General features: G+C 52.9%; 18 protein-coding genes and 2 pseudogenes. 11 read left to right on the top strand and 9 right to left on the bottom strand.

Features of this window, described 5'->3' with window-relative positions; all coding sequences use genetic code 11:
* Positions 1-166: 166 nt before the first annotated feature.
* The 3 genes and pseudogenes from DN611_RS04595 to DN611_RS04580 all read right to left on the bottom strand — a co-directional run bounded on the left by DN611_RS04595 (position 167) and on the right by DN611_RS04580 (position 3,831).
* Positions 167-844, bottom strand: a complete 678-nt coding sequence (locus DN611_RS04595) for a helix-turn-helix transcriptional regulator (RefSeq protein WP_158629821.1) — start codon at positions 842-844, stop codon at positions 167-169.
* Between the two features lie 1,868 nt (positions 845-2,712).
* A pseudogene (locus DN611_RS17240) lies at positions 2,713-3,138 on the bottom strand (DUF6076 domain-containing protein).
* On the bottom strand, positions 3,139-3,831 hold the full coding sequence (locus tag DN611_RS04580) for a hypothetical protein (RefSeq protein ID WP_036626896.1): 693 nt from the start codon (positions 3,829-3,831) through the stop codon (positions 3,139-3,141).
* A 195-nt stretch (positions 3,832-4,026) separates the two neighbouring features.
* Between DN611_RS04580 and DN611_RS16635 the strand changes: the two genes are divergently transcribed.
* The 7 genes and pseudogenes from DN611_RS16635 (at position 4,027) to DN611_RS04545 (ending at position 9,052) form a co-directional block, all read left to right on the top strand.
* A complete protein-coding gene (locus DN611_RS16635; RefSeq protein WP_155979257.1) occupies positions 4,027-4,173 on the top strand; it encodes a hypothetical protein in 147 nt (48 codons plus the stop codon).
* Positions 4,174-4,373: 200 nt separating this feature from the next.
* Entirely contained in the window at positions 4,374-4,733 is a 360-nt protein-coding gene (locus DN611_RS04570) for a hypothetical protein (protein ID WP_025543725.1), read from the top strand.
* A gap of 618 nt (positions 4,734-5,351) precedes the next feature.
* Positions 5,352-5,612, top strand: a pseudogene (locus tag DN611_RS16850) (plasmid mobilization protein); the annotation flags it as partial.
* 1 nt (position 5,613) lies between these two features.
* A complete protein-coding gene (locus DN611_RS04560) occupies positions 5,614-6,483 on the top strand; it encodes a relaxase/mobilization nuclease domain-containing protein (RefSeq protein WP_119310758.1) in 870 nt (289 codons plus the stop codon).
* Positions 6,484-6,600: 117 nt separating this feature from the next.
* Complete coding sequence (locus DN611_RS04555) at positions 6,601-7,524, top strand: tyrosine-type recombinase/integrase (RefSeq protein WP_136891615.1); 924 nt, start codon at positions 6,601-6,603, stop codon at positions 7,522-7,524.
* Positions 7,525-7,652: 128 nt separating this feature from the next.
* Positions 7,653-8,831, top strand: coding sequence for a tyrosine-type recombinase/integrase (locus DN611_RS04550; RefSeq protein ID WP_119310756.1), 1,179 nt, complete (start codon positions 7,653-7,655; stop codon positions 8,829-8,831).
* Positions 8,831-9,052, top strand: a complete 222-nt coding sequence (locus DN611_RS04545) for a hypothetical protein (protein ID WP_119310755.1) — start codon at positions 8,831-8,833, stop codon at positions 9,050-9,052. The genes DN611_RS04550 and DN611_RS04545 overlap by 1 nt, the downstream gene beginning before the upstream one ends.
* Positions 9,053-9,346: 294 nt before the next feature.
* On the opposite strand, the gene DN611_RS04540 is transcribed toward DN611_RS04545, so the two are convergent.
* Genes DN611_RS04540 through DN611_RS04515 form a run of 6 tightly spaced genes read right to left on the bottom strand, consistent with a single transcriptional unit; the run spans position 9,347 to position 14,913 of the window.
* Positions 9,347-10,303, bottom strand: coding sequence for a 3-hydroxyacyl-CoA dehydrogenase family protein (locus DN611_RS04540; RefSeq protein WP_158629817.1), 957 nt, complete (start codon positions 10,301-10,303; stop codon positions 9,347-9,349).
* A 56-nt stretch (positions 10,304-10,359) separates the two neighbouring features.
* Positions 10,360-11,658: a GntP family permease gene (locus tag DN611_RS04535; protein WP_119310753.1), complete on the bottom strand. Its 1,299-nt coding sequence runs from the start codon at positions 11,656-11,658 to the stop codon at positions 10,360-10,362.
* On the bottom strand, positions 11,655-12,455 hold the full coding sequence (locus DN611_RS04530; protein ID WP_119310752.1) for an N-acyl homoserine lactonase family protein: 801 nt from the start codon (positions 12,453-12,455) through the stop codon (positions 11,655-11,657). The genes DN611_RS04535 and DN611_RS04530 overlap by 4 nt, the downstream gene beginning before the upstream one ends.
* Positions 12,456-12,468: 13 nt before the next feature.
* Complete coding sequence (locus tag DN611_RS04525) at positions 12,469-13,242, bottom strand: N-acyl homoserine lactonase family protein (protein WP_119310751.1); 774 nt, start codon at positions 13,240-13,242, stop codon at positions 12,469-12,471.
* A 14-nt stretch (positions 13,243-13,256) separates the two neighbouring features.
* Positions 13,257-13,565 (bottom strand): AtuA-related protein, encoded by a 309-nt coding sequence (locus DN611_RS04520; RefSeq protein ID WP_119310750.1) that lies wholly within the window; start codon positions 13,563-13,565, stop codon positions 13,257-13,259.
* A 1-nt stretch (position 13,566) separates the two neighbouring features.
* Positions 13,567-14,913: an acyclic terpene utilization AtuA family protein gene (locus DN611_RS04515; RefSeq protein ID WP_119310749.1), complete on the bottom strand. Its 1,347-nt coding sequence runs from the start codon at positions 14,911-14,913 to the stop codon at positions 13,567-13,569.
* Between the two features lie 178 nt (positions 14,914-15,091).
* Between DN611_RS04515 and DN611_RS04510 the strand changes: the two genes are divergently transcribed.
* The 4 genes from DN611_RS04510 (at position 15,092) to DN611_RS04495 (ending at position 17,936) form a co-directional block, all read left to right on the top strand.
* A complete protein-coding gene (locus DN611_RS04510) occupies positions 15,092-16,354 on the top strand; it encodes a PucR family transcriptional regulator (protein WP_160117405.1) in 1,263 nt (420 codons plus the stop codon).
* 378 nt (positions 16,355-16,732) lie between these two features.
* Positions 16,733-16,945 carry a hypothetical protein gene (locus tag DN611_RS04505; RefSeq protein ID WP_136891614.1) on the top strand — a complete coding sequence of 71 codons (213 nt, stop codon included), beginning with the start codon at positions 16,733-16,735 and terminating at the stop codon, positions 16,943-16,945.
* Between the two features lie 21 nt (positions 16,946-16,966).
* Complete coding sequence (locus tag DN611_RS04500) at positions 16,967-17,782, top strand: site-specific integrase (protein WP_136891613.1); 816 nt, start codon at positions 16,967-16,969, stop codon at positions 17,780-17,782.
* Positions 17,715-17,936: a hypothetical protein gene (locus tag DN611_RS04495; protein ID WP_119310745.1), complete on the top strand. Its 222-nt coding sequence runs from the start codon at positions 17,715-17,717 to the stop codon at positions 17,934-17,936. Before DN611_RS04500 ends, DN611_RS04495 begins: the two co-directional genes overlap by 68 nt.
* The last annotated feature ends 25 nt before the right edge of the window (positions 17,937-17,961 follow it).

The following is a 17,961-nucleotide window of genomic DNA, read 5'->3' as shown; positions in this document are numbered from 1 at the left end:
CAAAGGGTAAAAAAATTCGCAGAAATAAACTCTCAATTTTGAGAGGAAAACATGATCGGATTCGTCTCTACCGTTGTTCTTATTTCTGCGTTTTAAGTTTGATTGTTTTTTAACACAATAATCCGTTCTATGTCAAGACAAAAAATGTGTCTTTTAGACAAACATTTTATTCTACAGGAGTCCGGCTTTCCCCACGCATTTTCCTCCCCTGCTCCAGATATGTATAGAATGTGTATCGGGAAATCCCAAGCAGCGAGTAGACGCGATCGCTGGCCTTCGTGATCACAAAGGCCCCCTTCATATCCAGATCCGCGATAAACTGAATTTTTTCCTCTTTGGTCAGGAGCTTCGGAGGCTTTCCATATTTTTGGATGCACTGGTCGATCAGGCGATTCAGCAGCTCATGGACGTCCGGCATGAAGACCTCCTTCGGAGAAGCATCTTCCCTGTTTTCATAGTCGTGGGTATTGTTGTATTCCCGCAGCATCTTTTCAAAATACGTGGTATCCGTAATATCCGTGTTGATGCACAGGGAACCGATGGGCTGTCCAGCGCTGTTGTGAAAATAGATGGAGGAAGACCGCAGAAGATGCCCATTTTCAGCATAGGTGGCATAATTGAATGCATCCTCCGCCGGTTTTCCGTTGAGGATCTCCAAGCCCAGATTCGTAACGCATCCGCCAATCTCCCGGCCCGTTACCTCCCCATTTTCAATTCCGATGATTGTATGGTTGTCAGGCGCCATAAAATCATGAAGCACGATCTCGCAATTTTTCCCGAAATGCTCTGCCATCAGCTTCATCACGTGTTCCAACAGTTCTTTCTCCTCATTCATGGACTCCATTCCGTTTTCTCTCCTTTCTGATAATCCCATGCCAAATTGGCCTGTAGTTTCACTTTGGTGCTCCACAGCAAAACACTTGATTCATCTACTGACCGCAAAGAAATATCGCCAGCCGCTGCATATTTGAACAAAAAGTGTATTGTTCTCACCAATGTGTTAGTTATATTTTAACATCAACGCACAAATTTTACAATCCATTGTTTACAATAAATGACAATGCTGCAAGGGCTCCCCAAGCAGGACCACACCTATGCTGCCTATTCTGATAACCATGTAGAGTTCTTGTTTACACCCCCGCAAAAAAATAGGATCGCCTGAAGATGATGAAGCACCTGTCCCACAGCCATAAAACACCGGACAAATTACATGGAGCAGAGCGCAACCGTCCTATATAATACACAATACCAATGGCGCCAACGTCTCTCTGCCAATGCCTGCTCGGCTCAAAGTTTTTCCACAAATGTACCAAGGCAGTCTCTAGGATTGACTTCCGTGCAAAACAACTAGACCTTGACTCTTATATCGAGATTCCACTGTTATTTGATCCATGTCTCTTGTGGCGTGCAGTAACAGAACTCCTGCTGTGCCTTCTGGAGAGGTCTCTGGATGTCCGGCCACACTCCGCCGTGGACGTGTTGTTTCAGTTTTGGGATAACACGCTTGAATGCCCTTTCCACTCCACTGGGGCCGTTGTAGTTCATCCAGATGGCCAGCCCATGGAACGTCATGCCCTGCTTCTCCGGATGGCCGATCTACAACAAAATCAGATGGTGCTTAACAAAAAAAGCTAAATATAAAAGGATGCGGAGCCGCGTGGCTCCACCTCTCCCTTATTGTCAGTATCCCTACCTGTGTGTCTACGACGGCAACAGTAACTTCAATCCCAAGACCGATGCAGACGGCTGTGGGAGTCGGCAAGAAGGTTTCCGAATCATCTTCACGGATGGATTATTTCCCCCACCACACCGGATAGGATAGACAGGCAGTGGAATCTCCTGCCCTCGCATTCCTCATCAGCCGGAAGGCCCTGCGCCAGCGGTGGAGATCACTTCCGGGACAGCGTTGGCGCAGGTGCCCCAAGACTGTCTTTCTCGCCTTTGTCATGTTATCGGAGGAGAGCATCTCCTGCAGGCCCAGTTTTCATCAGCAGACAGCTGTTCATAGCCGTATACCCCCGAAGGTGTGGCCCAGAATAGAGCGGTTTTTGACGCTTAGCAAGCAGAGCAGTAGCTCCAGCAGTTCCAGGTGCACCTTTTGGTAGACGATCTGCTCCACAGACGTTCCTTGCTCATGCTCCTCTAGTTACTCAAATGGATCACCCTCCTCGCCTTCCCTCTACAAATCAAATACAGATAGGAAATGGATATGGTATCCGACCAGTCTTGCGGCTGACATCCCGGAGATATATAACAGTGTCGCGATCTCGTCGATGGTCTTTCCCTCCGCATGGCAGAGTTTCTGGGGTAGTCGTACACGTTCCATCTCATCCTTGCTCAAAGCTATGACGCCCAAATTAGTCTTCAGATAGCAGTACATTCTTCCCCGCAAAAGGGGTTGAGATAGGTGGTTAATTTCCCGCATGCTTATCATGGCTGCCGACCTGAATCCAATCCCACAACTCCAGGTTTCCTTCGGCACATAGAGCTTCTATCAGCAATGTCGCTGCAGTGTCTGTACATTCAAAATGCCTAGCCGCATCCAGAGCAATGCTTCGGATGAAGTTTTCCACCTGTCTGTGGAGCTATTCAAAGGCGGTGGAGTCACCGCTCCGACATTTCTGATACAGTTCCTCGTTTGTCACAGGCCACCGCCCACTTCCTTCCAAGATGAAAGATCAACGTTCTTTTTCTTCCTCTGGATCTGCTTTTTCACTGAACGGCACAGAGCGGATACAGTTTCTTATTAGACAGAGATGTGTTAAATGCCTCATAGAACATACTCGGTTTTGTTCTTGCTACGCGGTAAATCTCTTGTGCTTTCTCTCGCAGCAGCTTTCGCTCCTCCGCTGTAATGGCACCTCGGGACCAACCCTTGTCGATCCGCTGATAGCAGTGGTAAAGATCCTGGGACAGCGAACTGTCCTCCGCCTCCTCCTTGACGCCTCTGATCCGGTAGCCCAGCTGGGCGCAGGTGTACTTGGGGTTGGTGGAGTTGGGCAGGTCGCAATATCTGATGTGGTAACCTTTTTACAGCAGAAAATACCGTCCACCGTTCTCACACCTGCGGATTAGGTGCCCGGCCTCCAGTGCCTTATAGAAATCCAGCTTCATCATGGTCTGGAGGAGGTCTGCCAACTAGTACTCGTAGACTTTGAATGCGCCGGAGCCAGGAGCCGTTTCCTGGAGGCGAAGATGAATCCGCACGTCATCCATGTAGGTGTAAAATCCGGTCCCTTCCGCGGGATTTGTAACCCACTTATGGGCTCGCTCATGAAACAAAAATTCATGCAGTGATGCCACATAGTTATTGGGCGTCAGCTTTTCCAGCGACGAGAATCCCATACGAACGAACGCCCGAAGTGTCTGACAGACCGACGCGATGTCTTCCAGGAGTCTTTTGTAGTTCATACAATATTTTTTATAGGCGGCCCACTTCACGTTCAGCTGCCCATAGGCAACCAACAGCGCCCTCGTCTTTTCCGGTGACTCCGGCGGTATCGGCGTTCGAGGAACAGACGAAGTATAATACTCATCGCCAAATTGATAGACGATGTGATCTTCCCCACCATAGTCCTCTGGGTACTCCAAGTAGTCTTTATATGCTCCGATTGCGGCCAGGCCCTCTCTGTCCCGTTCTCCGAGTTCCAGATCTTCTTCTGGGAAAAGAGAATTCTGCTCCGGGAATGTTCTCGCTTCTGATAGGATCTCATCCTTCTCTTGGATCAGTCGAAATATCTGGCGGCAGCACAGGGCGTCATGGAGCAGGATCATCTCCTCGTTGGCATCGAACCAATCCCGTATCCAGTGATCTTCCTCATAGCGGTCCATGCTGTCATTGCCCTATCCAGCATCTGCTGCAGCTCATGGTACTCCTCCGGAGAGATGTTCAGTGCCTCTGCTATCAATTCTCCCAGGGGGATATTCCCAGGGTTGTTCAGACTCAAGACATTTTCTCTGGTGTAGAGGGCGTGGATCGATGGCCGTCGATCCGCGCCTTTATTTTGGGGAAAGGGAGATTTTCGGATGAAAAAAATGAATACCATTAATGCAGATACCCAGCAGATCATTCCCCATGCCCCTCTGGTTCGTCGTGGAGGAGACCTGCTGCCCCAGGGGCTCCACCTGCTGGCAGGAGCACCGAAGATCGGCAAGTCCCGGCTGGCCCTGTAGATATGTCTCTGTGCCGCACAGGGCAAATCGCTCTGGAGCTTCGCTATATACCCGTGTGAAGTCTCTACCTCTACCTGGAAGACAGCTTCCAGCGTATCCAGAGCTTGCTCTTTGATCTCACGCCTCCGTCGCTGCACTTCGCCATGATGGCGGAGCAGCTCCACAGCGGACTGGTGGAACAGATCGCGTAGTTTCTCAAAGTGCATCCGGCTATTGGTCTGGTAGTCATCGATACCCTCCAGCGCATTCGCGCGGCTGGGAACAAAACAAATCCCTACTACCAGGACATCGGTGTCCTCAAAGATCTGGCAGACCGGCACTACATTGCCGTCTTGTTGATCCATCACCTGCGGAAGCTGAATGATGACGACCCTATGGACATGATCTCCGGCATCACAGGCTTGAGTGGCGCCACAGGCTCCAACTTCGTGCTCCGCAAGCGCAGGCGGGGAGAGAACGCCGCCACCCTCTACTGTACCGGCCGGGACATCATCTACCGGGAGCTATTCCTGGAGTTCGATGGTAAAAGTCACATCTGGAATCTGCTCAGGGACAACTGAGCGGAAGCGGAACCGTCCAATAGTCGGATTGTCTTTCTTCTCTCCGCCTTGCTATGGGAACAATCGGAGATCTGTGTCTCTGCCAAGGCGCTGCTGGAAAAGATTGATCCTGCCGACCTCGAAGGGCTAACACGCAACAGCCTCTCCCATCAAATTTGGAAAAACATTGGGGCTCTAAGGAACAGTGGCATCGTCGTGTCATTTCGCAGGTGGAGCAGAGGCAGACTCATCTGCCTGAAAAGTGTCGATGGTGTCGATGATCTCGCTACCGAAAAGATCGTCACCATCGACCCATATGAATAATTTGCTGGGTGTGGTGTTCACAGCTCCGGCAGGGAAAAACCTCCCATATGGGAGGGCAAGCATCGCGTCCGGGGCTATACACCGGCCGCAGTTTCGGGGCCCTGCCCCGCCCCCAGCCCCTTCGTCGACACAAGCTCCATATCATTTGCCCCGCCGCGAGCGGCAGGGCGCATTCATTCCGCTGTGTCTCCTCTCCAAACGAAACCCGCTTCGCTGGACTTTCGTTTGGTTGGGGCGAAAGTTTGAAAGGAGTACGAATGCCGAGAGAAAAGAAAACGGAAATCATCACGCTCCGAGTGACGCCCCCGGACAAAGGCCGTCATCCAGGCGCGTGCGAAAAGCGTAAACAAAACCGTCACCGATTGCCTGTGCCTCTGCGGCCTGGGTAAGGAGATCGTGCAGGTGGAGGGGCTGGACAAGGTGCTCTCCGAGCTGAAGGCTCAGGGGCGGAACCTGAACCAGCTCACCACCCTGGCCAACATGGGCAAGGTCACGATTCTGCGCGGCGACGCCTTAGCGGACAAGTACGAAGCGATCTGTGGGCAGCTCTGCCATCTGCTGCGGGAGGTGAACTGAGATGGCTACCTTCACCACCATCAAGAACCGGGGCGGTGGCCGGGGCGCGCTCGCCGGAGTGCTTCAGTACATCCGACAGGACGAAAAAACGCTGTGGGAAGGACATCGGCTGGTGTCAGGCTGGAACTGTACTGCCCCGACGGCGTGGCAGGAGATACAGCTCACCAAGGAGCGGTTCGTTAAAACAGATGGCTGGCAGTACTACCACTTCGTCCAATTCTTTGCGGCAACGGATGGCCTGACGCCCCAGGAGGCACATGCTATTGGCTTGGAGTTGGCCCAGCGGAAGTTTCCAGACTTCGAGGTGCTGGTGGCGACTCACATCGACACCGACATTCTGTACAGCCACCTGATCGTAAACAGTGTCAGCTTCCAGAACGGCCGCAAGCTCCACCAGAGTGCCGCCGACCTGCAGGCCCATCGGCTGGCCAACGATGAGATCTGCGCCGCCCACCATCTGTCGATCCTTCCACCTCCGCAGAAGCAGGTCCAGCAGAAGTGGATGGACACCCGGGAGTATCGCTCTGCCGCCAAGGGCGAGAGCTGGAAATTCCGACTCATGAATGCCATCGACCAATGTATGCGGTTCGCATCTACCAGGGAAGACTTCATCTCCCTGATGGAGAGCGAGGGGTATCAAGTTCGATGGTCGGCCACTCGGAAGTCCATTACCTACACCACACCCCAGGGCATGAAGTGCCGGGACGACCGGCTCCACGAATTGAAATACACGAAAGAGATCATGGAACGTGAGTTCCGAATCCGAGAGAAGATTATCTACATCTGCAGGGCCAAGACTATCCGGGTGCCGGAGAGCATTCCCAAGCGCGATATCCGGCAGTATGTGGCTCACGAGGCGGAAGAACTGTAACGGCAGTTCAAATCTGGTTACAGCGAGGACGGGAATCTGCCCTTTCAGGAGTACGCCGAACGGTGGCTAGCCCGGCAGGTCCGGTATGCCCCCAGCACGTTGGAGAGCTATCGGCGGATGCTTGGAAGGGTGTATCCCTTTATCGGGGCCATCCAGTTGAACCGGCTACGGCCGATTGCTCTGGAGAATATGCTGGTAGAACTGCGGAAGCGGAAATACCGTGGCAAGCCCATTGGGGAGGCCACGGTGCAGAAATACCTGACTGTGGTCTCCGCTGTCCTTAGCGACGCCAAGCGGAATGAGATCATCCAGAAGAACCCGGCCCGGATGATCGATCTGCCTCTAACACGCCGCACTACACAGTACATTCCCTCCCCCGTGGAGATTCAGAAACTGCTGGATGCTCTGGCAAAGGAGCCTCGGCACTACCGGATGTTCTATCTGCTCTCCATGTGTACCGGCTGCCGCCGGGGGGAGCTGTGCGCCCTCAAGTGGGAGGATTTCAAGTTCAGCAGAGGCGGTCTGCTCCTGACCATCAGCCGCTCCCGCAGCGTTGTCCCTGGAAAAGGTGTCGTGGAAGGCTCTACTAAGAACGGCCGCAACCGTGAGATCGTTCTCTCATCTGATATCCGAGGAATCTTTTTGAGCTACCGCCGGCGGAAACAGCTGGAAGCCCGGCTGGCGCATCGGGAACTTGGTCCCTATCTCTTCACGGATGCCCTCGGGCAGCTCATTCACCCGGATACCTTCACCAAACGGCTGCGGAAAATCTATGAGTCCATTGGATTTCCAAAGGAATATCACCTGCACACGCTTCGCCATTACTATGTGACCTCCCTGCTCCACTCCGGCGTGGACAAGCAGACAGTGGCGGATCTGGTAGGGCACGCGGACACGGGCTTTCTGGAGCGCACCTACTGCCATCCGCAGCAGGAGCAGAAAGAGCAGGCCGCCGGGGCCATGCGCGCCATGCTCCGCCCGGAGGGCGAAGTCCTGTTCAATCTGGCCGCCGCGTGTCCCGCCAAATCCCGCAGCGCCTGATTGTTGCTTTCGTAGAAAATGTTCTTTCCAGGAAGTTTCAATAGCTTTACTTCCCCACTTGCGGTATGTTGTGTTTGCAAAACCGGCCTCAACTGGAGTGAGGCCAGCGAAAGAGAGGTCAACACAACATGGCAAGTATCCGAAAACGGGGCAGCAGCTACCTGCTGGTGGTCTCTATGGGCTATGACTACGAGGGCAATCGCATCAGGCCCAAGCAGAAAACCGTTCATCCACCGGAGGGTCTGACCCCAAAACAGCGGGAAAAATGGTTGAAGGAGCAGGCGGTCCTGTTCGAGCGGGAGTGCAGGTCACTTCCCCAGGAGGAAGTGGATCGGAGCATCACACTGGCGAAGTACACGGAGCTGTGGCTCCGGGAGATCGCCCCCGGCAAGTTGGCCAAGTCCACCCTGGCCCGTGACCGGCAGGACATTGACCGCTTCCTGCCGATTCTGGGGCACTACAAGTTGGCAGAACTCCGCCCCGAGCACTTCCGTAACTTCTATGCGGATCTGCGAAAGGTCATCAGCCTTGAAACTGGAAGGCCGCTCTCCGAGCATACCGTGGAGGGCGTACACGCAACGCTGTGTACGATCCTCTCCGATGCCATGGAGGGCGGCTTTCTGAATCACAACCCCGCCTGGCGGACATACCGCTATGCGGGGAGGAAAACGGAAAAGAAGATCGCAGATCTGGAAACCCTGCAAAGGATCATCTCCGCCCTGGAGGAAGAGAGTCTCAAGTACGAGACCTACTTCAAACTCATCATCGCAACCGGGATGCGTCGTGGCGAGTGCTGTGGCCTGCAGTGGGGTGACATCAACTGGCACGAGCGGTCCATCCACATCCAGCGGAATGTGGTAAAGGTCACCGGCGAGGACATTATCGTCAAGGAAACAAAGACTGTGGCCGGGGACCGATACGTGTACTTCTCACTGGAGATGGAGTCCCTGCTGAAAGAGTTCCAGCGGGAGTGTGCCTGGGAAACGGAGACGTATGATGGGAGGGAATTGGAGACTTCAGACTACATCTTCCGCCGCCATGGAGAGCGGCTCCCCATGACGCCCTCCACTTTCACCTGGCGGTTCAAGCTGATTCTGAAGAAGCATGGTCTGCCCTCTGCCCTGAATGTCCACTCCCTGCGCCACACCAACGCCAGTCTGCTGATCGCCGGCGGGGCCGACGTGGCCACCGTAGCGGGCCTGCTGGGCCACAGTCAGCCGTCCACCACGCTGGACATCTATACACACGCTTTCGATAAGAACAAAAAGGCAGCCAGTCAGGTGCTGCAGGAGGGGTTGGAGATATAATGATCTACAGAGAGGAAAAACAGCCGCAGATTCCCGTCAACCATTGCGCCTGGTGCGGATCGTATGACCTGGGGATCGGCTGGCAGCAAAATGAGGCCATCGTGACCTTCCGGCGGAACGGACTCCTGGGCAACCGGCTGAAGTATGTGATCTGCCGGAACTGCGGTGCGGTTCTGTACCAGTATGTGGCGGAGCCGTGGAGGTTTCCTCCGGCGGAATAGAGGGCTGTAGAAGTACCAACGCCCTACCGCAAAATATGAAACTTCTATAACGTAAAAACCGCCGAAAGCAAATTGCTTTCGGCGGTTTTGGTACGCTTAGCCAAATTTGGGTCAATAGCCTACAGAGATGGGGTTATCAAGCGATCAAGCAGGAAGTCGTTGGGCCCTAGGTATTTTGTGGGTTTTGGCCATTTTTTAGGAAAATTGCCAAATTTCCAAAAATACCCAGAGCCGTTGCAACACAATGACTCCGGGTGTTTTCCGGATAGTGGTCTTCGTATGACACTGTACGATTTACTGGTCAGAAGTGCCAGTTGGGAGCTCCCATTCTCTTACCTGGGTGAAAAACGGGCGTTGCAGGCGATCACGAAAATCTTCCAGATCAGACTCCGACCAGATGTACAGACCCTGTCGGGCTTTTTGCCCAGTTTTTCCGAAAGCAATTCCATCTGCCACAAGTTGCTGCACAGATCTCGCATTGCACAATGTGGGATAGATATTTCCGGCGATGGCTGCCTCCAATTCATATCCGACGGCATCGAAATATTCCAGCAGGCCAATGGATGCATACCGCATACCCACGGCGTAACGTACAGCTCTGTCGATATCGGCTGGTTCCGCAACTCCCCGCTCAATGAGGTCAATGCATTCCCTATACAGAGCCTGAGCCAGCCGATTGACTATGAACCCGGGAACGCTGTGGTTGAGGATTATTGTCTGCCGGTGCAGAGAGTCCATCAACGCCTTGGCCCGCCGCAGCGTAGAGGGGCTCGTTGCCTTGCATCCCACCAATTCCACCAGCGGCTGCAGATGAACCGGCTGAAATGGGTGGGCAATCAGAAAGCGGTCGGGATTGGGAATATCAGCTGCGAGTTGGTCCGCGTCCATGGAAGACGTACACGATGCAAAAATAGTATCCGGCCTGCAGATGGAGGCAATCTTAGCATAGACCTCCCGCTTGACATCCGGGTCTTCCGATACCGCTTCCAGAATAAAGGTGCAGTCCTTCAGCGCCTCCAATTCATCGGAAAAGATCAGCAGATTCATTGCTGCCGCCTTATTTTCTTCGGACGCTAGACCCTCGGCAATAAGATCATCCCAGTTATGCTCAATTGCGCGTTTGCAGCGGCTGATTCCTCTGGCGGAGTGTCCAACTACCACAACTGCATACCCATTACCTGTAGTCAAGGTAGCCTGACCGGAGCCAATGGTACCCGTTCCGTAAACACCAATGATTTCTTTTCTTATCATATTGTACCTCTTGTGATATGTGTTGCGGCCTGGATATTCCAGGCCGCAATTTTTTGTTATGCCAGGCCGAACATTGCACATAGAGGGATCAGCAGCAATGTTTCAACAATAGGCGCAATGACGGACACCACGCAGACGTGCCAGTAGCCCTGTCGATGAGTGGTGTGGCTGTGGTTGAGGATATTGCACACAAAGCCGCTTTGCGGAGTGGAATCCAGAGTGCTGGATGCAACCACGATCACCCGGTGCAGCGCCTCGGCGTTGACACCCATGGCCAGGAACCTCTCACCCAGGATGGGACAGACAATGGCCATACTGCCGGAGGAGGAGTTCATAACTCCCGCCATCAGCATGGTGGCAATGCCGGCGATCAGCAGGGGATTGCCGTCCAGATTGAGGACAAAGTCTGTAATTTCCTGGAAAGCCGGTGTCGCGGCGACCACAGCACCGTAGCCCGCTGCGGCGGCAGTAATGGAAATCGTCTTCAGCCCAGAGAACACACTGTCCTGCACCTCGGCGCTGATCTCCTTCAGGCTGTGGGGCATATGCTTGAAGTAGAACACAAATGCTGCCACAATACCAGCCAGCAAGGAGGTGACAATGGGCTGCTTGGCCACATTCAGCACCAGCAGGATCACCAGCATGGGCAGCACAGATGCCAGCACGGAGGGGCCAGAGCTTTCCTTACCCACCTCAGTGGCGGGAGCCTCTCCCTCCAGCTCTTCAAAGTGTTCCCCGCGATTCTTGGCCCGTTTGACGACCCACATCACATAAGCAGTGCAAAACACCAGCTTCAACACAGTAGAGATCATGCCCGGAACAGCGGCGGCGGCCACTGTGGTGCCAAGATAGACAGTGGGTGTCGCGTTCTGGATAGACGGTGTGAAGGGCGCGGTCATCGTCGCACCGACACAGCCCACAAAATAAGCGGCAGCAAAGAACTTGCGGGGGATGTCTGCCCTGCGGAACATAGCCATGGCCAGGGGGTACATGGTAAACATGGCCACAAACAGGTTGACCCCGCCCAATGTTAAGATAATGCCCATGATGATCAGGCCGATGATTGCAAAGCGATCTCCAAAGGCTCGGAAGATAAATGTAGAGATGCTGTTGGCCGCGCCGCTGATCTCCACCAGCTTTCCAAAGAGTGCACCCAGCATAAATAATAGGAAGAAATCTCTTACGTAGTCTCCAAAGCCTGTCATGTATGTGGCGGTAATTCCATCATACAAGTCCATCTGCTGTGTCAGCAAGAGAAAGATAGAGGACAGGATCGTGGCGATGACGATGGGAACATTTTTCAGAACCAGCGCAATGAACAGTGCAATGGCCAATAATAAAAACAGGATATTCATTCAGAACCCTCCTCGACGGATACAGGATAGACTTTGTGATCCAGTACGTGTACATCGTGACCAGGGATGATCTTGATATGTTCTGTCTGTTCCAGCGCCTCTATTTTCTCATAGGTCTTGAAATATGCTTTTACATCGGAATGCAGCCCGCCGATGATGTGCCGGAGCTTTCCGTTGCCCTCCCAGTTCTGATACAGGTTGATGCAGTCGCCTGCCAGCAGATACGGGCCGTTCTCCGTGGAGACCAGTACACCCTGGATACCGTCAGAATGACCGGGTAGCAAAATCAGGCGGATGCCGTCATCAATCTCAGTATCTCCGTCCACGGTGACCAGCTGATCCCTAGCTCGCATCCAGCTAGACACCACACCGTATTGCGGAGATTCGTAGGTGGCACGGTGGATGGGCAGTGGATCCAGTGCATATTCCAATTCCGATGCCTGTACATAGATCTTTTTGCCAGGAAACTTGTGGTTGCCGCAGCTGTGGTCCCAGTGGAGATGGGTGTTGATGATATAGTCCAAATCCCCCGGCGCAAGGTCAAAGTCTCTCCTCAGAACCTCCACGATCTCACACCCGTCCGGAATATTTAGGGGCATATGATACTTGGCACCCCATTCGGCATCGCAGGGGCCGGTGTCCACCAGGATTTTTCTACCGTTGCTGCCCAGAAGCAAAAAGGAGATGAATGGACAAGTCATTTTGACGCCGGGATCCACCATATAAGTAAAGCTGGACTTATCATGTACTGGAATTTCCCCCAGATATATGGGAAAAATCTTGTAGGTTGTAAGCATATGGTTCTCCTCCTCAGTAGGGATATACGCTGTGCTCCAGCACCTTCATATCATGACCTGGAAGGATGACCTTGAAATCGATCTTATCCATCTTTTTGAAGGTCTCTTCATACTCTCTCAGGTCTACATGGATACCTGCAGGCACATGGTGGTATTTGGCATTGCCTTCCCAGTTTTCATAAATATTGACTGTGTCGCCGGCAATGAGATAATAGCCATCCTCTGTGTTGACACGTACGCACTGAGAACCGGGAGTGTGTCCGGGAGTCAAGAACACTTCGATGCCGGGAATAATCTCTTCATCGCCGTCCAGGACAACCAGCTTCGTGCCGGCAGAAGCCCAGACAGGTGTCAATCCGCACTGCGGAGACTCGTAGGTATACCAGTGTAGTTCCACAGGATTGATGGCATACAGGACTTCCCGCTTCTGGGTATAGACTTTTTTGCTGGGGAAGCAGTCATTGTTCTGGCAGTGGTCCCAATGCAGATGCGTGCAGATGATGAAGTCAATATCTTCCGGTTTCAGTCCGTGCTTTTCCAAGACCTTGAGCAGGTGAACCTCTGGGGGCACGTCTGCCTCCACATGGCTGTGATATCTTTTAATGACCTCCAGATTTTTGGGGCCGGTGTCCACCAGAATGTTCTTCCCATCACCCTGTACCAAAAAGGCCAGATAGGGAGAGTGCATCTTGACACCATAGTCAAAGGTGAATGTGTGCATGGATTTTTCATACCTGGTCATCTCGCCCAGGTACAGCGGTTTGATGGTATAGGTTGGTTTGTTCATAGCTGGCCCTCCATTCACACGTTATCCAGTTCCACATCCAGCAAATAGGAGCAAAGGCACTTCCCGTGGGTATCCAGCCGCAGGCTGCGGGTCACACCGCCACCCAGGGTTTTGGTCAGGACGAAATTCAGCGCGCCGATCTTGGGTAGCTCATACCGGGTGACTGTCCCGCGGCAGTATCCGGCAAATACCTTGGCTACCAGCTCAACCGTGACTTTTTCTTTGATGAACTCGTAATCCTTCATATCGTAGGCGATGACAGAAATATTGGAGATATCGCCTTTATCGCCGGTTCGGGAGTGTGCGATTTCCAGCAGCTTCATCTTACAAAACCTCCTCCACATAAGAGATCTCGATATCTTCACGAGGCACCAGGACAGACAACACCGCGACCAGCTCCGTGATATGGCGTTCCATACCGCCGCAGTTGGCGGGGCCGTCAATAGTAAAGGCATCCACCTCATTGAAGATCATGGTGAGCATCTCTTTTTCGGCATCGCGTACGGCAACCCGCATCCGCAGCTCCAGCGGCTCGGCTCCGCCGGGGAACCCCTCCGACAGGTCCCGGGGATACAGGGAGTTGTAGCCGATAATATCCACCCGGTGCTCTGCAGGATGGTAGTAGGTCTCAATGATCTTCTCCATGGTCTGAACAGCCAGTACCATCCGTTCAAAACACTTGGGGCCTCCGAAGCTCAGTCCGCAGCTCCCGATGTACCCGTCTTTGTATCCCACACTGACTTTCAGCGTGTCGGTCCGGGGGCGGCCGGTAGCGCCTGTTACCCGAACACGGTCCTTTCCGACCTGTTCAAAGGCGACTTGGGAGAAGTCCGCCACACAGTCTGGCGTATAGTAGCTGGAGGGATCGTGGATCTCGTAAATCAGTTGCTCTGAGCAGGTCTGCACGTCTACGCGTCCGCCGGTCCCCTCCAACTTGGAGATCTCGATGGTGCCGTCCTCACTGACATCCGCATAGGGAAACCCCAGATGCCACAGATCTTCTACATCCTTATATCCGGGCACGCAGAAGTTACCGCCGCTGACCTGTCCGGAGCACTCCAGAAGATGTCCCACAACAGTCCCCTTGCCCATCAGATCATAGTTATCCATGGGCCAGTTGAACTCGTATACCAGCGGCCCGAGAAACAGCGCGGGATCGGAGCAGCGGCCTGTGATGACGATATCTGCACCGTCCTTAAGAGCCTGCACGATGCCGGCGCAGCCCAGATAGGCGTTGGCGGCCACTTTGTTCTTCAAATCGCCAAGCCGCTCACCAGTTTCAAAAATGGGGTAGTCCGCGTACCGGTCCAAACGGTCAAAAATGTCATCTCCCAGCACACCTACAATTTTTAGGCCGGAGATTCCTGCACTTCTGGCAATCTCTGCGGTTTTTTCAACAGCTTTCTGAACATTTGCGCCACCCATGTTGGTAATGACTTTCACATGTTTTTCCGCGGCGATAGGCAGGATCTTCTTCATACGATATGCGAGATAAGGATTGTAACCAATGTTGGGGTCTAGATTTTTCTCCTTTTGTGCAATGGCTATGGTCCGTTCTGCCAGACACTCCAAGCAGAAATAGTCCAGCTGTCCCTTCTCAAGCAATTCAATTCCGGGTTCTACCCGATCATTGCTGAAGCCTGCGCCAGAACCGATGCGAATTGTCCGCATTTGAAAAAATCCCTCCCTCTTAATGTCATTTTTTGATGGCTGGTTTTGTTAGGACCTCTCAAATTAGTATCCTCTGTAAATAATTTAGCATTGCGAAAAAAGGGACTCAATGTTACAATGGTATCAATTTGATGGCTGGATTTGTACTCATAGAATAAACCCATTCTACAGAGGAAAGGTGAAACTGTGCAAAATGTGCAAAATTGACTATGAGACGATCCAAGAATTTCTGAGCTTTTCATTTCATTACAACAATATGGATCTGCTGGTAGATCGGGCAGCGGAGGTGCTGAAAAATCCCATTGCAGTGTTTGACAAGAACTACTACACGGTATCATATTCTGATACCACTGATGTTCAGGATGAGGTGTGGACTGCCGGAAAGAAGCGAGGATACTGTCTTTTTGAATATGCGGCTATGCTCCATGGGGTGGAGAGTATGCGGGGAACTCCGCTGCCCTTTCAAATCTTTGATGACTGGGGGCCCCATCGGAGGCGAATATGTCCTCTGATCTCCAACTCTCTGACCATCGGGTATCTTTCCGTGCTGGAATACCATACCGCTTTTGATGCGGTCCCTGGGGAGATCTACGATCTCGTGGCAGGCGTTTTGGTAAAGGAGCTTACCATCGAACAGGCAATCAGGCTTAGCCACCAGCATGACTCCGCAGAAATGCTGCTATCCAGCATACTGAATGAAGGCTTTGCCAATCGTGCGCTTTTTCTCCAGAGAATTTTGGGAACAGTTTTCGAGCAGGCCGGTCCTTATTCCCTGATCGGTATCAATATGCACGCGTTTTCTTCTCGAGTCTCCGGAGAGCGGCATTTCAAGGCACGTTTGGGAACGATCTTTCCAAAGGCGTGGTCCCTGTTTTTCCGAGAATATGTGGTCTTACTGGTGGAGTGCGGAAAAAGCAGGCAAATTCCGCAGGACGGATTGCAGCAGTTGGAGGGATACCTGTCAGAGCATGATCTGTGCGCCGGTATCAGTGATACATTCTCAGACCTGTATGAGATCCGGCGTTACTTTAATCAGGCTGCCATGGCAGAAAAAATGGCCAGGATCTCCGGGAGTGATGCCAGGATCGCCCAATATGATGACTACAGGCTTTGGCGGCTTGCTGCCTCGATCCCCGCAGAACAGCGGACGGACTATGTCAGTGCTTTTTTGCGTAATCTGATGGCATACGATATAGACAATCAGTCCGACTATGTAAAAACATTGTTTATCTATCTGAAAAACGGACAGAGCTTGGCTTTGACGGCCCAGGAACTGCATGTACATCGAAATACAGTCGTGTACCGGATTGAAAAAATGCGTGAAAGGTTCGGCGGTGTGTTTGATTCTCCTTACCATAATTTTCAGAATTTTTTTGGTTGCCTGCTTTTGCTGACCTCTGATGGGCAACCCGGATCCACGGATTATTTTGATACCATTTAACAACATCTTGTCTATTACTCCATATATTGGGACGATCTTGCGACAGCGTTCTCCGCAAATTCCGTTGAACGCTGGAACTGGTCAAAAAGCCAATTCTCTGTCAAAATACTGATAAGCGTTAAAAGCAAGAAAGCCTCCGCAATGCAAGGATTTCAGTGAATTTGTACAAGTTTCTCGTCATTTGCAAAAAGGCCCGGAGCCATTGCGATGCAATGGCTCCGGGCCTTTTTGCAAATAGTGGTCAGGCTCACACAGCTCGGTTCAACCGGCTCGCCAGATCAATGAAATCTTTTATATCCTCCCGTATTTGACGTTTATGAAAGCAATATGCTTTCGGCAGTTTTTGTCAAGTGTTGCAGGTCGCTTCCTCAGGAAGAAGTGGAGTGGAGTATTACACTGGCGAAGTACACGGAGCTGTGGCTCCGTGAGATCGCTCCCGGCAAGCTGACCAAGCCTACCCCGGCCAGGGACCGGCAGGACATTGATTGCTTCCTGCCAGTCCTAGGGCACTACAAGCTGACGGAACTTCGGCCGGAGTATTTCCGGCAGCTCCACTCCGGTCTTCGGAAAGTGAAGAATCAAAGAACGTGAAAGCCGCTCTCCGAGTGCACTGTGGAGGGTGTACACGCAACGCTGTGTACGATCCTCTCAGATGCCATGGAGGGCGGCTTTCTGGACCATACCCCGGCTTGGCGGACATACCACTATACCGGGAAAAAGAAAGAGAAGGTGATCGCTGGCGAGGCCACCGCCCAGCAGCTCATTGCCGTACTGGAGGAGGGGAACCTCAAGTACGAGACCTACTTCAAGCTCATCATCGCCACCGGGATGCGCCGGGGCGAATGCTGCGGGTTGCAGTGGGGCGACATCAACTGGGATGAGCGGTCCATTCACATCCAGCAGAATGTGGTAAAGGTCACCGGCGAGGATATCATCGCCAAGGAGACAAAGACTGTGGCCGGAGGCCGGTATGTTTACTTCTCTCTGGAGATGGTGTCCCTGCTGCAGGAGTTCCAGCGGGAGTGCGCCTGGGAGACGGAAACGTATGATGGGCGGGAATTAGAGGATACGGACTATATCTTCCGCCGTCACGGAGACCGGCTCCCCATGACGCCCTCCACCTTCGCCTGGCGGTTCAAGCTGATCTTAAAGAAGCACGGCCTGCCCCCTGCCCTGAACGTCCACTCCCTGCGGCACACCAACGCCAGCCTCCTGATCGCGGGCGGGGCCGACGTAGCCACAGTGGCGGGACTGCTGGGCGCCACAGTCAGCCCTCCACTACGCTGGACATCTACACACACGCATTTAATAAGAACAAGAAAGCGGCCAGTCAGGTTCTGCAGGAGGGACTGGAGATTTGATGAAATACAGAGAAACGAAACAGCCGCAGATCCCCGTCAACCACTGCGCCTGGTGCGGATCGTATAACCTGGGGATCGGCTGGCAACAGAACGAGGCCATCGTGACCTTCCGGCGGAATGGACCCCCGAGCAACCGGCTGAAGTATATCATTTACCGGAACTGCGACGCTGTGCTGTACCAGTGTGTGGCGGAGCCGCGGAGGTTTCCTCTGGCTGAGTGAAAGCGGCAACAGAAAGAAATCCCCC

Origin of the sequence: Oscillibacter sp. PEA192, assembly GCF_003574015.1 — a bacterium.
In the GTDB taxonomy this organism is placed as follows: Bacteria; Bacillota; Clostridia; order Oscillospirales; family Oscillospiraceae; genus Oscillibacter; species Oscillibacter welbionis.
The sequence above is the reverse complement of the archived record's forward strand: the minus strand, read 5'-3'. Positions and strand labels throughout refer to the sequence as shown.

Excerpts from the sequence above, each read along its gene's own strand:
- DN611_RS04595 (WP_158629821.1), bottom strand. The coding sequence starts at position 844 with ATGGAGTCCATGAATGAGGAGAAAGAACTGTTGGAACACGTGATGAAG.
- DN611_RS04580 (WP_036626896.1), bottom strand. The coding sequence starts at position 3,831 with ATGGACCGCTATGAGGAAGATCACTGGATACGGGATTGGTTCGATGCC.
- DN611_RS16635 (WP_155979257.1), top strand. The coding sequence starts at position 4,027 with ATGAAAAAAATGAATACCATTAATGCAGATACCCAGCAGATCATTCCC.
- DN611_RS04560 (WP_119310758.1), top strand. The coding sequence starts at position 5,614 with ATGGCTACCTTCACCACCATCAAGAACCGGGGCGGTGGCCGGGGCGCG.
- DN611_RS04555 (WP_136891615.1), top strand. The coding sequence starts at position 6,601 with ATGCTTGGAAGGGTGTATCCCTTTATCGGGGCCATCCAGTTGAACCGG.
- DN611_RS04550 (WP_119310756.1), top strand. The coding sequence starts at position 7,653 with ATGGCAAGTATCCGAAAACGGGGCAGCAGCTACCTGCTGGTGGTCTCT.
- DN611_RS04545 (WP_119310755.1), top strand. The coding sequence starts at position 8,831 with ATGATCTACAGAGAGGAAAAACAGCCGCAGATTCCCGTCAACCATTGC.
- DN611_RS04540 (WP_158629817.1), bottom strand. The coding sequence starts at position 10,303 with ATGATAAGAAAAGAAATCATTGGTGTTTACGGAACGGGTACCATTGGC.
- DN611_RS04535 (WP_119310753.1), bottom strand. The coding sequence starts at position 11,658 with ATGAATATCCTGTTTTTATTATTGGCCATTGCACTGTTCATTGCGCTG.
- DN611_RS04530 (WP_119310752.1), bottom strand. The coding sequence starts at position 12,455 with ATGCTTACAACCTACAAGATTTTTCCCATATATCTGGGGGAAATTCCA.
- DN611_RS04525 (WP_119310751.1), bottom strand. The coding sequence starts at position 13,242 with ATGAACAAACCAACCTATACCATCAAACCGCTGTACCTGGGCGAGATG.
- DN611_RS04520 (WP_119310750.1), bottom strand. The coding sequence starts at position 13,565 with ATGAAGCTGCTGGAAATCGCACACTCCCGAACCGGCGATAAAGGCGAT.
- DN611_RS04515 (WP_119310749.1), bottom strand. The coding sequence starts at position 14,913 with ATGCGGACAATTCGCATCGGTTCTGGCGCAGGCTTCAGCAATGATCGG.
- DN611_RS04495 (WP_119310745.1), top strand. The coding sequence starts at position 17,715 with ATGAAATACAGAGAAACGAAACAGCCGCAGATCCCCGTCAACCACTGC.